Origin of the sequence: Microcoleus sp. N9_A1 (genome assembly GCF_036701795.1) — a bacterium.
Lineage (GTDB): Bacteria > Cyanobacteriota > Cyanobacteriia > Cyanobacteriales > Microcoleaceae > Microcoleus.
The window spans coordinates 36,553-50,850 of the sequence record NZ_JAUBRI010000032.1 but is presented as its reverse complement, the minus strand read 5'-3'; the positions used below and the strand labels follow the sequence as shown (position 1 = coordinate 50,850).

Below are 14,298 nucleotides of genomic sequence, written 5' to 3'. Positions count from 1 at the left end.
CAGTTGACCGCACGGGTAGCGACCTCTACATGGAAGGAAGAGGATTGGAGTAATGAATAGTCTGATTTTAATTTATCCCGATCAGGCTTCCGGCTTTAAACCAATTCTTTCTGGGAAAAAAGGAAAAAGGAAAAAGGAAAAAGCCAAAAATTAGCTATTCCTTTTGACTTTTGCCTTGAGACGACGAGAATAAAACGGCAAAAGATGATTATGGAGACAATTTATATCCCTCATCTACTCACAAAAACCGAGCGGAAAGAGGTCATTGATTTTGAAGAAATTATCCCCGATTTAGAAACTCTTACTCCGGTGCGGGGGCGACTGCAAGTTACTCACCAAGGGAATTTCCTTGAGGTGAAGGCGAAAGCAGAAACAATTGTCACTCTCACCTGCCACAGATGCTTGAAACAATACAATCACCGTTTGAGACTCCAATCATCTGAAATAATTTGGCTCGCAGAAAAACCGAATCAGCATGATGCAAGTTCAGGAGAATTTGAAGTTGATTTAGAAAATTTGGTGGAAAATTTGTCGCCTACCGACTCTTTTTCTCCAAGTGATTGGGTGTATCAGCAACTGTGCTTGGAACTGCCACACAAACAGCTATGCGATACTAAATGTCCGGGAATAGATTTCAATGAGGATGCAGAGACAGAAAGCTCAGAAACAATCTCTGACAGTCGCTGGGCATCTTTGGCAGCACTTAAACGGCAATTGCCTTAGTCAATAGGGCTCTCATGAGTTTGTAGTGATAAGCAAACCGCATATCCTTACGGAGAGGGCGTCACAGAATCACGAACAGTTGTGCCTGATACCGTATGCACCATAAACCCAGGAGAGCCGTCAATAGTCATTAGTCAGCAGTCATTAGTCAGTAGTCATTAGCTAATGAAGTATTTCAGTTTTGCTTTTACACGCGAGTGCGAACGTCCCCGCTCGCACTCAAACAAACAAAAAATATTTTTACTCTCCGAAACAAAGGATTTCATAGCTAACCACTAACGAACGGTGGAATAACGAGTGCAAAAAAATAACACCACCTAGCAACCGATGACTAATAACTAATGACTAATGACGTTTCCGAGCGGGGACTAATGACTAATGACTAATGACTAATGACTAATAATGGAAAGCGAGCAGGGACAGCACTAATAACTAATGACTACTGACTAATGACTACTGACTAATGACTACTGACTACTGACTACTGACTAATAACTAATGACTATTTTTAGTGACGAGTTTGAACTACTGCTACGATCGCGCTACCCCCTAATTTACATTCCCACACGGGAAGAAGAGCGCGTCGAAGCAGCGATCGCCCAATGCGCCAAAAAACAGGGTTCTCGCGCAGTCTACATCTGGGATTTTGTTGACGGCTACCAAGGAAATCCCAACGATGCCGGTTTTGGCAAGCGCAACCCGCTGCAAGCTTTAGAATTTCTCGAAAAATTGCCCGCATCCGCGCCGGCGATCTTTATTTTGCGAGACTTTCAGCGGTTTTTAGAAGATGTTTCAATTTCCCGCAAGCTGCGGAATTTGGCGAGACTCCTCAAATCGATGCCCAAAAATCTTGTCATCGTCTCTCCAATAACTTCGATCCCCGAAGACCTCAGCGAAGTAATCACAGTTTTGGAGTTTCCCCTGCCTGCGGCGGCGGAAATAAAAATTGAGGTGGAAAGACTGTTAGGGTCTACCGGACAAGCCATAGAAGGGCGTTTGCTGGACGAAACAGTGCGCTCCTGTCAAGGTCTGTCGATCGAACGAATCCGGCGAGTTTTGGCAAAGGCGATCGCCACCAGAGGCGAACTGCACCCAGACGACGCGGAACTGATTTTAGAAGAAAAGCGCCAAACAATCCGCCAAACTCAAATTCTCGATTTTTACCCAGCCCGCGAAAACATCTCCGATATCGGCGGTTTGGACAATCTCAAAGAATGGCTGCTGCGGCGCGGCGGTGCTTTTTCCGAACGAGCCCGCCAATACGGTTTGCCGCATCCCAGAGGCCTGTTGTTAGTCGGAATTCAAGGAACAGGCAAATCCTTAACTGCAAAGGCGATCGCCCACCACTGGCATTTACCCTTGCTACGATTGGATGTCGGGCGCTTATTTGCCGGATTAGTCGGCGAATCGGAATCGCGCACCAGACAAATGATTCAGCTAGCCGAAGCCTTGGCCCCTTGCGTGCTGTGGATTGACGAGATTGATAAAGCTTTTTCGGGATTGGACGGTAAAGGCGATTCCGGGACAACCAGCCGCGTGTTCGGGACTTTTATTACTTGGCTGGCAGAAAAAACTTCACCGGTTTTTGTAGTTGCTACGGCGAACAACATCCAGTCTTTGCCGCCGGAAATGCTCAGAAAAGGCAGGTTTGACGAAATATTTTTTGTAGGTTTGCCCAGTCAGGAGGAACGGCGGGCAATTTTTGAGGTACATTTGTTGCGGTTGCGATCGCACAGTATCAAAAATTACGACTTAGAGCGCTTGGCTTACGAAACTCCCGATTTTTCGGGTGCCGAAATCGAGCAAACTTTGATTGAAGCCATGCACATCGGGTTTAGTCAAAATCGAGACTTTACCACAGATGATATTTTAGAATCAGCCAGTCAGATGGTACCCTTAGCCAGAACGGCGAGCGAGCAAATCCAATTTTTACAAGATTGGGCCGCTGCTGGGAAAGCTCGCCTTGCTTCCAGATACGGCAGTCTGAGCCGCCGGATTCAGGGATAGTCGTTCGAAGACAGTAGTAAGTCAGCAGTCAACAGTCAACAGTCAGCAATGAACAGTCAACAGTCAACAGTCAGCAATGAACAGTATATATAGCGTTTTCAAGTTTTTAGTGGGTTTTCTGCTAGCGATCGTCCTCATGGCAGGCGCTAGCGTGGCGGCTGCACTTTACTTTGCCGCTAAGCTAACTACTGTGCCCGAAAAACCGATGTTTTCCAACGACAAAACAGCAGTTCAGGTTGCCGGCGCAAAACCCAAGTCAACAGCGCAAGCGAGCCCTGTTTCTACATCTAGCGATGAGCAGTCTCCGAAACCCTTAGAACCGGGAGCTTACCGAGCTTTAGTGACTCAGCCGATCGGCTTAATTCTCCGAGACAGTGGGAGCAGAGACTCAAACCGGATTGGCGGTGTCGGTTACAACGAAAAAGTCGTAGTTTTAGAAGATTCCCCGGACAAAGAGTGGCAGCGAATTCGGGTTGAGGATGGAAATCGCGAAGGTTGGGTAAAGGGCGGCAATACTGCAAAAGTCGAAGGTGAATAGGACAATAGCCGATCTCAAGTCCTGCACGACAACCCTTATCCGCGATCGGGAAATTATCTGCCTTAAGAAAGCGTCGATCTGCCTGATACCTGGGGTTTCCGAGAGCGAAAATCTACGTAACAAGTCTAATCTTAATCTCCGATTCAAAAATTCAGTATCACATTTATTTATAAAAGTCAAGTAAAGTTTATTTGCAATATTTGGGATGGCAATCAGAGACTCTGAGACTGTGGGTGCGAGTCCGAGCAAAATCAGCAATTTGACATTAAAGCCAAGCAGCGCAAAGGTTTTTTAACCAAAAATCCCACCCCCAGACCAGGCTTTGTATAAGTAAAAGCTATCTAATTAATTAGAGTATGTTAAGAAACTTAGCAAAATTTTAAGCTTAGTTGCGAAACTGAGGGATTTGTGACCTAGGCAGAAGCAACAGTGATAGCTTTGATCCCAAGAGGTAACTTTTCAGCTTAATAGCTACCAAAAATAAAAGATATGTACGACAAACGTCCCGATCGAGATTTGGCGACTGCTGCTGTAACTGCGGCATTAGGAGCTGGGGTGGTCACTTCTTTTGCAGTCAGCAGAGGCCAAAACCCGCTGGTAGCTTTGGCAATTACTGTTTTTGCGGCGGGAGTAGCTTTGATTTGCGATCGGTTCGGCTTAATTTAAGCGATCGTCGATTTTTTAATACAAAGTCAACTTATCAAAAAATCCCCGCCCTATTTGCAACTAGCAAAAGTGGGGATTTTTAGTGGCTAGTTTTTTGGTTAATCAGCGGTACTTTCCCAGATGCACTCGCCACATGAAAAAGCCGCGTTTCTTAACAAAAAACCTGCGATTTCAGGCTCTTTACCAGAAAACAAATTAAGGTGATGACAACCGGCGCCCAAGTCTTGTGGTAATTTCTGCGGCAGCGAGATAAAATATTAGCCAGCACTACCCCAGAACTTATTCTTTTTTGGCCTTACAGGCTAAGACTATGCCTGCAAACTTTTTTTGCTGAGTCTCGCGCCTCTAGAAGCAGCGATGCTATCTTGGTTATTACCTGTAATTATTTTTGACTGTAAATTTTTAAAAAAAACGGGTGCTTCGCGCTTTCCAGGTATAACTTAGCGTTGATAGAATCCAAGCCAAGCGTGCCAAAAATCATTTTTGGCAGTTTGCTCACACAACCCACCCACAATTTCACACTAAAAAATTATGGAATCCCTCGCCTACCTCGAACTTGCTCTTGTTTGCGAAGCACCCGCAGAGTCGAAAATTTTTGATGCGCCCAAGTGGCAAAACCTATTATCGAGTCAGACTTATTTCCGTTTGTTGTCTCTGGCTTTGATGCTGTCGGTGTTGAGTGCAGCCGGTTCGGCTTTTGCTCAAATAGATCCGGGATATCCGAATGTGCGAGCGGTTCAAGACAGGTTGCGGGATCTCGGCTATTTTCCCAGATCTTCGACAGGTCAACTCGGCCCGGTTACTAAACAGGCGCTGACTAACTTTCAGCGAGACTATCAACTGTCGCTGACTGGCCGGCCCGATCGAGCTACTGTGATAGCACTCAACAGTTTTGCCGGGGATGACGATCGACCTTTTAATACTATTTATACAAATTATCGGGAGCTGCGTTTTGGAGACGCCGGTGCAGATGTTTCTGCTCTGCAGCGCAGGTTGAAGCAGCTAGGCTACTTCAGCGCGCATCCCACAGGGAGTTTTCGGGAAGTGACTCAAAATGCCGTTAGATACTTCCAGCGAATTAATCGACTGCGGGTGACTGGAGTTGCCGATAGGCAAACTTTAGCTTTGGTGTTTGGTTCCACCCGGCCGGTTTCCCCCGTTACGCTTCCAGGGAATATTTCGGGAAATGGCGGTTGCAAGGGGCTGCGTTTCGGGGACAGAGGGGCGACGGTAGACTTGATCCAGCGGCAGTTAAAAGCTTTGGGTTATTTTGAAGGCGACGTTGACGGCAAGTTTCGCGAGCGCACTCTTTACGCTGTGACTCGTTTTCAGCAAGATTATAATTTGGTTTCTGACGGCTGCGCTGACACTGCCACTTTGACTGCTATCGATGCGGAGATGAGGTCTAATCAAATTACCTTATATCCTGGAGAAAATGACGAGCAGAGTAATGCTGGAGATTTTCTGGAGTTGGGCGACACAGGCCGAGAAGTTGAATTTGTGCAGCGGCGGCTGCAACAATTGGGTTATTACAGGAGCCAGATTCACGGTTGGTTCGATCGACCAACTCAGATAGCTTTGATCCGGTTTCAGAAAGATAGCGGGATGTTCGGGACTGGTCGGGTGGATCGCAGCACTCGATCGGCTTTGCGACTAGGCCACAGGCAGGCAGCAAAGGCGCAGCAGCCAGTCGCAAGGGGTATCCGGCGGGGTGATAAAGGGCCTGCGGTGCTACAGCTTCAATCAGCGCTCAGAAGTCTGGGCAAAAATCCCGGCCTGGTGAATGGAGTATTTGGAGCCGAGACTGAATGGGCGGTGCTGTCGTTTCAGCAGGAACGCAATTTGTCTCCGGCGACGGGTATTGCCACTCCGGCAACTTTGGCCGAAATTCAAAACGGATTGGCTCGGAGGTTGCCTGTTCCTGCTGTTCCGATTAGCAGCACTGTCAATTCTCGTCGATCGAGCATTTAATACTGACAAAGGTGGCTGCAAGACCTCGGCTTTTACAGGGGTTCAGTCACCGGAGTTTTGGATGCTCAGACGAGATATGCCCTCGATCGAGCTCAGCGCAGTTACGGCGTTAGCAGTGACGATTTGTTGAGTCAAACTTTTTAGGGACTTGCGGACGCTACATCAAACAAATCGGGTTTCTAACTTCCGAGTCATTCGTCAAATGATGTATTTGCCTTAAAAAACCGGTTTCGGCGTAACTGCGATCGCACTTGCGCCGGTTTTTTGTTAATTATTGTAACAATCTGTACTTGAAACGCGAAAATAGTGTACCTTCACTCGAGTGACTCCAGAATGTTGTGGCCGTTTTCGGCGATCGACTTCGGACAAGACCAATTGCTCGAAACCAAAGACGGCCATCCCATCCGTAAAGCTTCGTGACACACCGTATGAATAGTTAGCTGGCAGTCTAGCAGGTGCAATCCAGACTTTTCAGCTTGCTTCATACCTGTTTTCAAAATCGAATCGTTGTTAAATTCGATCGTTCTGTTGCACTGAACGCAGACTAAGTGGTGGTGGTGGTGCGGATAAGGCTGATTTATTTCATAATGTTTGTGACCTTCTGCTAGTTCGAGTTCCCGGAGCAGGCTCATCCTTGCCATTAACTTTAAAGTTCGGTAAATGGTGGACAAGCTAATGTTTTCTCCGCGATTTTTTAACAAAGTGTACAAATCCTCGGCACTCAGGTGATTGCCTTTGGGGAGGTTTTGAAAAACGTGCAAGATGGTTTCCCGTTGGGGAGTCATCCGCCAGCCTTTGTCATTGAGTTCGGATTTGAATGAAGACGCGGTGTAAAGTGCCATTATGACCCTCTCAAGAAAGTCTGCCTATTGACAATCATACACAACGATCGAGATATTGTGCAAATATCCGAGCTTATTGAAAAAAGGTTGAGGAAAAAATTTATTTTTTGATATTTTTCGATGGCAAATAGGCCCGAAAGCCCCAGACAGAAGACATAGAAATCCTTGAGAAGTAGAAATCAATACTTCTGCTTTCCGTCTTCTATCTAGATTCAGAAACCGACAGTAGATGCACGCCCATTAATTTAATTGAGAGACTCCAGATAATCACGGACGCGGTTGCGGCGCTTTGGTTGACGGAGTTTTTGCAACGCTTTAGCTTCTATTTGGCGGACTCGCTCGCGGGACAAGTCGAGAGCACGACCGATTTCTGCCAGAGAGTAGGGGTGTCCGTCGCCCAAACCAAAGCGCATCAGAATTACATCTCGTTCGCGGCTGGTCAAATCAGCCAAAAGTTGCTGCAAGTCGCGGTGCAGAGCTTCCCGCATCAGCATTTCTTCTGGGGAGATGCTGTCGGTTTCGAGCAAGTCGCCCAATTCTGTATCTTTTTCGTTGCCCACTTTAGTTTCCAGAGAAACAGAGCGCGGGACTCGCAACAAAACTTCTCGGACTTGGGATGGTGTCATTTCCAGCTCGATCGCGATATCATCGATGGTAGCTGTCCGACCTTTTTCTTGAGAAATTTTGCGCTGGGCTTTTTTGATTTTGTTAAGTTTTTCGGTGATGTGAACGGGGAGGCGGATGGTGCGGCTTTGAGTAGCTATCGCCCGCGTAATTCCCTGCCGAATCCACCAGTAGGCATAGGTGCTAAACCGATAGCCCCGCGTCGGGTCGAATTTTTCGACGGCTCGCTCCAATCCGAGAGTACCTTCTTGTATTAAATCTAGCAACTCTAAACCGCGATTTTGATATTTTTTGGCTACCGAAACAACCAGGCGCAGGTTCGCCTTAATCATGTGGTCTTTTGCTTCGATGCCTTCAGCTTGAATTCTTTCTATCTCCTCGACAGTCATCTCTGCCAATTCTGCCCAATGGCGCTTGCCTTCGGACATAATTCGTTTTAGTTCTGGCACGTCGCCTACACCTGCTGTTAATGCCCAGCGTTCCAGGGAAGGCTTGTGTCCCAACTGTGCGGACAGGCGATCGCGCACTTCTATTACATGAACAAAGCGCCCAATTAGCCCTTCTTCCTGAGAGGCGACGGTACTGCGTAATTCCAGTAGTTTGATATAGCGCTGAACTTTTTGAGCTTCAGAGACTTCTTCGTCTCTACCTAAGAGACGAACGCGACCGATTTCTTGTAAGTAAAGGCGCACTAAATCCGTAGTGCGGCGGCTGGCATTTTTTTGCAATTTGGATGCTGTCTCTGCATCCTCAATCTCTGCTGCGCGTTGGTCGATGAGTTCGTCCCCAGCTTCTTCAGCATCTTCATCCAACACATCTACATCTTGCAATGGATTGACTTGCAGTTGTTCGTCGAATTCAGCTTCAGCGTAAAAAGAGGTGGCTGGCATAGTGATTTTCTCAGTTGCTCCGGGTGAAAAGATGCTACGCTTAGCGGTTATTTATAATTATGATGCCCGCTTTATTAGGACGAACCATCACCGCTGTTTGTTTCTTTACTAACTTTCGTGACTTTTTTTGCTGTTGTTCGATCGAACTTTGGCAGCCCCACTTCTTTTACAAAGATTCAGGAAAACCCTAAGAACTTTCTGATGTAACAGGTTGAAGGCCCGAAAAGTGCGTTGTACTTCTTTGTTTGTATAGCTAGTATAGATACTGACTGGCTAAAAACAAGTGACGTTCGTCAGAAGTTAAGTTAATCTTCATCACCAATAACCTGGTTCCCGATCACTTCGGAAAATTAAGGATTTTTTTAATAAAACTTTATATAACTCGGCGATCTAGATTAAATACGCTGCAGTGAGCGCAGAAGTTTAATCCATTACAGAATATGGGCTTGAGAGTTGCTAGAGTCCGCAGTACCGAGTTATTGGCTGACGCAAAAACCGGGTTTCTTCCTCAAATTTCTGGATTAAAACCTAGAAGTTTGAGGAAGAAACCCGGTTTCTGGATCTCTTTTGGGTAAGTCGCGACTTGGAGGGGGCGATCGACCGATAATTGTTTTGCTGTTGGCTGCTGCTTCCGGGTTAACATCAGGCCAAGAACACCAGCATCAGAAACGGGGTCTTTTGCCCTGGGTCTGCATATAAAGCGCAAGTTTTTCCTCGCTGTTACCCGGTTGATCTGGTTTTAGTGAGAATGGTGCGATCGGGCGCGACTCATTGGTAACAAGTTAAGCTAAGAAAGCATTGTCAATCAGCAATTATGCTCAACATTTACTCGGATTTTGGGCATAAAACTGATATTTGGGCGATCGAGGAATCATGCCTCCCATGATATTTATACTTACTCCCTCTCAAATCGTAAATTTTCCACTCCTAAAAAAGCAGTTTTTTTGAGTAATATTACTGATTGACAAATGCAGTTAAGTCTTAACTTGTCACCAATGGGCGCGAGTCAACTCAAATTAAAATTGCTAGCGTGGGTAAAGTTTCATCAGTTCCCTCACCTGTTCGGCGTGATAGGAACTGCGAGTTAAGGGAGAAGCAACAACTTGCAAGAATCCCAAAGATTCGCCAAACTCTCTCCAAGCATCAAACTGTTCGGGCGGCACAAAACTTTCTACATTCAAGTGCTTTTGAGTCGGTTGTAGGTACTGTCCAACTGTCAAAATATCGCAGCCGACAGCCCGCAAGTCCTGCATCGCCTCCCGAATTTCGCTGTCTGTTTCTCCCAGTCCCACCATGATGCCGGATTTGGTGTAAACCCCAGGTGCGAGTTGGCGGCTTCGCTGCAATAGTTCCAAGGTGCGATCGTACTTTCCTTGTGGCCGCACCTTGCGGTAAAGTCGCTTTACGGTTTCGGTATTGTGGTTGAGTACATCTGGCCGGGCTGCGAGAATGATTTCTAAAGCCTGCCAGTTGCCGCACAAGTCGGGAATCAAAACTTCTATAGTTGTATCGGGCATCGTCGATCGCACTGCTTGAATGCACTCGACAAACTGAGACGCGCCCCCATCCGGCAAATCGTCCCGGTTGACAGAGGTAATCACGACGTGGTTGAGTTTGAGCCGCTGCACCGCTTGCGCCAATCTTTGGGGTTCCGTCGGATCTAAAGGTTGGGGCTTTTTCTCAAAATCAATGTCGCAGTAAGGACAAGCGCGGGTACAAGCCGGGCCCATAATCAAAAAGGTCGCAGTACCTGCGTTGAAGCATTCGCCGATGTTCGGACACGACGCTTCCTCGCAAACCGTATTCAGGGACAAATCCCGCAAAATTTCTTTGACGTTGCCGACGCGCTCCCACTGGGGGGCTTTAACTCGCAACCACTGGGGCTTAACTGTCACGTCTGTCTCCGCCTGAGTAGTGTTTTACAAATCATTATATACGAGCTTGCTAAATTTTAAATTGAATGTGATAGGCTAAAAATATAGTGACTAATTTCGGGATGTAGCGCAGCTTGGTAGCGCACCTCGTTCGGGACGAGGGGGTCGCAGGTTCAAATCCTGTCATCCCGATTGACTTTAAATCTTTACAGGTAACGGGTTTCAGATTTATAACTCTCTAGGATATTCCATTTTCCGCTCATCCTTCGCTCAGTGCGACTCTTCTAAGTAGCTGAGTATCTCCAAAACTGCTTCCATGTCAGCCAAGTCTGCCCTCGACTTTTTGCGCCGCGCTTTTAACTGATTGAGCAGGTCGGCCGGCTCTGCAACTTCTGCAACGGTCAGAGCTGAGTTTTTATTTTCTTCCCGTGAGCGCCGTGCTTCCTTGAGTTCTTGCTCCAACCTCTGCACCTTCAGTCCTAAGTCGCCGTTGCGATCGTGTAACTGATTCAGTTCTGGGTAGTCCTAAACAAGTTCGGACAAAGAGCAGCCGTCAGTGGATTTCAGACAATAATTAGAGAAATTTTGCCAAATAGCGAGGAATAAAAGACGCACAATAAATACGCATAAACTCTATATTTAGCGTGTATATGGCGCACATTTTCGCTATAACTCAATACGGTTAAGTTATAGCGAAAAAAACCGATCGTGCGTAGGTTGGGTTAAGGAACGAACCCTCCGTTTCACTCCGCTCAACATTTTCGCTACAATTTTCCTTAACTGAACCGTATTGCGCTATAACTAGCGCGTCACACTATCGAAAAATTATATCATCATTATTTCTTTCTCATCCTTCTCTGGGAACCTCTTTTAGGCAGTCGCTTAATTTCAGTTTCGCCTCCTTGAAATTCTACTTCTTCTCTAATTTCTAAGGTGACACTTTTAATATCGCTTTCGGTCATTTTTTCCTTTTCATCAATTCCCTCAGAATCCGGTAGATTTTCTATTAACTGCACGTCCAACCCAGAAGTTTGAATCAGGAATTGTGCGATTTCTTGACTAATTTCAGCTTCTCCCATCTCCTGCTCAATTTGCGCCGCCGGTAAATCTTCCTCGGTAGCAGGAAAATCCTCAATTTCTTGACTAATTTCAGTTTCTATGATTTCATTGTTTACTAACTGCATGGATAACTGCTGCTTTTCCCTTGACAATTCCTCAACCTTAGTTCCAAGCATTCTAATCTGTTCGTTGAGAACGCGAATTTCTCGGTTTTGCTGCTGAATCATTTCTTCGGCATCAGCAAGAGTTCGATTTCTCTCTAATATCACCTCATTTTTAGTTTCTAATTCCAAAGCGCTCATAGCGGCTTTAATTACATTATAAAAATGGGGCTTAGATACATCAACTTGTTTAGCATTATGGCGGCTTTTCCCCAAAAGTCCAATCTTTTCTCCTTGCTTAACAGCCAAAACAAAACCTTGATGATTTTTTATTTTTAATTCTTTGACAAAATCTACTTGAACTAAACTGCAAATATATTTGTGACAGTCAAAATAAAATTCTGCTTTCATAAAAAAAAGCACCCCTTTCTGCTACAGTCCCGCAGAATTATAGCATGAACAACGTTAAAACTAGAAGAAAATTTATAAAAATAGGGTGGGCGCGGAGGGCTGTACCCTAATTTATAAATGTATGCGATGTCAAGAGTTGTTCAGGACTTATGCGAAAAATCGTTTGACGCGCTACTTCTAGCAGTAATGGGCGCATTGTGCCCCTAAAAAATGAGGTTTTGCGGGCTGGAATTTAAATGTTTTGGGTTAGCAAAATTCGCCAACTGCGACATATTTGATAAATTAATTAATTGTTTTTTTGGCTGACATAAGCGATTTCCAATCCGTGACGATAATAAGCTGTTTCTAAATCAACCCTTTCAGTTTTAACATCAGGTTCTAATTCAAAAAAGCTGAGCTGAATAGGTTCATAGTTTTTTTGATATTTGTTAAACTTGCTCAAAAGTCTTTCTTCTAAATGCTGGTGTGATTCTAAATTACCATCTGAAAGAATGTGATTAATTTGTAAATTAAATACTTTAAGTTTGTGGCAAACTAAAATAGTCCTATGACAAGTAATCGGGTCTTTTTCCGCACACATTAAACTGATTTTATAATTGGCTGCGCCTTTGAGTAAGCGCTGCATTCCTGCGGAAAATAGAGGAGTTGCTGCTATGCGATTGTATAAAGCTTTACCGCTAGTATCGTAACAGCTTAAATCTTCGGGTCTGGCGCCCAACTCTTTGCCTAAAAAAACATATTGAATGCCGGTACTTGACAGAGAAGCTGTAATTTCCGATTTATTAAAATGAGGTAAATAGCGGCTGAAAGGATGCGATCGCACGTCTGCAACCGCCGTAATTCCGTGTTTTTGCAGCAGCAAAACAAACGCTTCAATACTAAGATTGGAGTGTCCGATCGTAAATAATTCCATTGCTTCGATATTACTATTCAGTCCGCCTGCGCGAAGGAGAGTTTGTGTAGCCCAATTCTTGAAATTGGTAGACTTCAAGCTGTAGGTTTCTTTAGCAACTTTTGAATTAAAAGTTGCACAGCCAGCAGCATTAAACCCAAAGATGCAAAAGCAAAAATACCCGCGCCCAAAGCCACAATCCCCATGACTAAAGTTCGCACAGCCGCGCCAATATTAATCGCAGTCACATTGTCCGAATGTATGGGCGAATTTGCAAAAGTTTGGACAATCGACAAAGTTAGCGCGTACAAAGCCGCCGCAAACCCGCCCGCGATCAGCGAACCAATCACGCACCGCAAAATCGTCGGCGGCGTGGAAGATGCAGAGGTTGCATCTCCAGCCGAACTCAGAGGTTTAGAAGTAGAATTTGGATTAGTTAAATCAGTCATGGCGATTTTAGATTTTAGATTTTAGATTTTAGATTTCTGGTTAATTCACCAAAAATAAAATCGGTGTTGCATGACATATTATCAGTTCTTCGATCTCAATAGACTCTGCGAAAAGTTAGATTCATCTTGACCCTCGCCTGTTAGACAGGTTTAAGGGCCGATCGCGATCGCACCATTTCCGAGTTATACCCTCGCAATCGGCGGTTTTGTATCGTTTCCCTCCGAAAAAATCCGAATTCCAGTATTGCTAAAATTTGCTACCCAAAAATCCAAATCTGGAGAAGCGATCGCACTTTTAACCCGTTCTAAAACCTGCTGAGCCTGCTCTGGAGACTCCGCCAGCGCAAACACCGTCGGCCCAGAACCCGACATCATCGTTCCCAAAACCCCCACCGACTCAAAAGCCTGCCGCAACTGCAACACCTGCGGGTACACGGGCAAAGCAACTTTTTCTAAATCGTTGTGCAGCAATTGACCAATTTTTGATCGATCTTTTTGGGCGATCGCCCCCACCATCGGGCCCGAATGTAGCCGTTCCCGGCGGCACTCCAAATCTTCCGCTGCACAATAGGAACTACTGAACTGCTGGCGATAAGTTTGATACGCCCAGGCAGTAGAAATACTGAGATTTCGGTACTTCGCCAACACCACAGAAAAGCCCCCCAAATCAGGCATTGGCGACAGTTTATCCCCGCGACCAGTTGCCAAAGCCGTACCTCCACTAATGCAAAAAGGCACATCCGAACCCAAGGTTCCCCCCAACTCTTGCAACTCCGACTGAGTAAGCCCCAATTGCCACAGCAAATCCATCCCGACTAAAACCGCCGCCGCATTTGCCGAACCGCCGGCAAGCCCCGCTGCCACCGGAATCTGCTTGTGAATGGCAATCTCGACTCCGCCGTATTTCGCCAAAGCATCGGGGAATTGCTTCGCCAACAAGTCCGCCGCCCGGTAAGCCAGGTTATTCTTATCAGGAGGGACTTGCGGGTGATCGCAGCGCACGCGGATCGTGTCTGTACCGATCGCGCGCAAGTCAATTCGATCGGCCAAATCTATGCTTTGAAGTACCATCGCCAGTTCGTGATATCCGTCGGGGCGATCGCCTATAATCTCCAAATACAGATTGATTTTTGCTGAAGCTAGCAGAGAATATGAACGCATAGGTGATTAAGCCGCAGGTGAAAGAAACCCCTGGTTGAAATTAATTGACACCAGTCAGAATCTATTTTCTCACAACTCAAAGGAAATATT

At 45.9% G+C, this 14,298-nt stretch carries 13 protein-coding genes, 1 tRNA gene and 1 pseudogene; 7 read left to right on the top strand and 8 right to left on the bottom strand.

The features are described from left to right. The first annotated feature begins 210 nt into the window (after nt 1-210). The 6 genes from QUA58_RS16395 to QUA58_RS31560 all read left to right on the top strand — a co-directional run bounded on the left by QUA58_RS16395 (nt 211) and on the right by QUA58_RS31560 (nt 6,049). Nucleotides 211-723 carry a YceD family protein gene (locus QUA58_RS16395; RefSeq protein ID WP_333394886.1) on the top strand — a complete coding sequence of 171 codons (513 nt, stop codon included), beginning with the start codon at nt 211-213 and terminating at the stop codon, nt 721-723. 498 nt (nt 724-1,221) lie between these two features. Next, entirely contained in the window at nt 1,222-2,730 is a 1,509-nt protein-coding gene (locus QUA58_RS16390) for an AAA family ATPase (protein WP_333255342.1), read from the top strand. 76 nt (nt 2,731-2,806) lie between these two features. Continuing rightward, nucleotides 2,807-3,268 (top strand): SH3 domain-containing protein, encoded by a 462-nt coding sequence (locus QUA58_RS16385; protein ID WP_194067479.1) that lies wholly within the window; start codon nt 2,807-2,809, stop codon nt 3,266-3,268. Nucleotides 3,269-3,757: 489 nt separating this feature from the next. Next, nucleotides 3,758-3,934: a hypothetical protein gene (locus QUA58_RS16380; RefSeq protein WP_194010918.1), complete on the top strand. Its 177-nt coding sequence runs from the start codon at nt 3,758-3,760 to the stop codon at nt 3,932-3,934. Between the two features lie 531 nt (nt 3,935-4,465). Further along, on the top strand, nt 4,466-5,905 hold the full coding sequence (locus QUA58_RS16375; protein ID WP_333255340.1) for a peptidoglycan-binding protein: 1,440 nt from the start codon (nt 4,466-4,468) through the stop codon (nt 5,903-5,905). Between the two features lie 15 nt (nt 5,906-5,920). Further along, nucleotides 5,921-6,049: a peptidoglycan-binding domain-containing protein gene (locus QUA58_RS31560; protein WP_445301883.1), complete on the top strand. Its 129-nt coding sequence runs from the start codon at nt 5,921-5,923 to the stop codon at nt 6,047-6,049. Between the two features lie 170 nt (nt 6,050-6,219). On the opposite strand, the gene QUA58_RS16370 is transcribed toward QUA58_RS31560, so the two are convergent. The 3 genes and pseudogenes from QUA58_RS16370 to lipA form a co-directional block, all read right to left on the bottom strand. Next, entirely contained in the window at nt 6,220-6,747 is a 528-nt protein-coding gene (locus tag QUA58_RS16370; RefSeq protein ID WP_333394884.1) for a transcriptional repressor, read from the bottom strand. A gap of 245 nt (nt 6,748-6,992) precedes the next feature. Beyond that, nucleotides 6,993-8,261 (bottom strand): RNA polymerase sigma factor SigC, encoded by a 1,269-nt coding sequence (gene sigC, locus QUA58_RS16365; protein WP_194010915.1) that lies wholly within the window; start codon nt 8,259-8,261, stop codon nt 6,993-6,995. Between the two features lie 1,025 nt (nt 8,262-9,286). Continuing rightward, nucleotides 9,287-10,162, bottom strand: a pseudogene (gene lipA / locus QUA58_RS16360) (lipoyl synthase); the annotation flags it as partial. Between the two features lie 91 nt (nt 10,163-10,253). Here lipA and QUA58_RS16355 point away from each other — a divergent pair. Further along, nucleotides 10,254-10,327, top strand: a tRNA-Pro gene (locus tag QUA58_RS16355). A 78-nt stretch (nt 10,328-10,405) separates the two neighbouring features. Here QUA58_RS16355 and QUA58_RS16350 read toward each other — a convergent pair. The 5 genes from QUA58_RS16350 to ispE form a co-directional block, all read right to left on the bottom strand. Next, nucleotides 10,406-10,597: a hypothetical protein gene (locus tag QUA58_RS16350; protein WP_333256941.1), complete on the bottom strand. Its 192-nt coding sequence runs from the start codon at nt 10,595-10,597 to the stop codon at nt 10,406-10,408. 374 nt (nt 10,598-10,971) lie between these two features. After that, complete coding sequence (locus QUA58_RS16345) at nt 10,972-11,706, bottom strand: hypothetical protein (protein ID WP_333256938.1); 735 nt, start codon at nt 11,704-11,706, stop codon at nt 10,972-10,974. Between the two features lie 286 nt (nt 11,707-11,992). Further along, nucleotides 11,993-12,619, bottom strand: coding sequence for a DUF488 domain-containing protein (locus tag QUA58_RS16340; protein WP_333394897.1), 627 nt, complete (start codon nt 12,617-12,619; stop codon nt 11,993-11,995). A gap of 74 nt (nt 12,620-12,693) precedes the next feature. Further along, a complete protein-coding gene (locus QUA58_RS16335; RefSeq protein WP_333256933.1) occupies nt 12,694-13,047 on the bottom strand; it encodes a DUF3082 domain-containing protein in 354 nt (117 codons plus the stop codon). Nucleotides 13,048-13,230: 183 nt separating this feature from the next. Further along, on the bottom strand, nt 13,231-14,208 hold the full coding sequence (gene ispE, locus QUA58_RS16330) for a 4-(cytidine 5'-diphospho)-2-C-methyl-D-erythritol kinase (RefSeq protein ID WP_333256930.1): 978 nt from the start codon (nt 14,206-14,208) through the stop codon (nt 13,231-13,233). Nucleotides 14,209-14,298 lie beyond the last annotated feature (90 nt).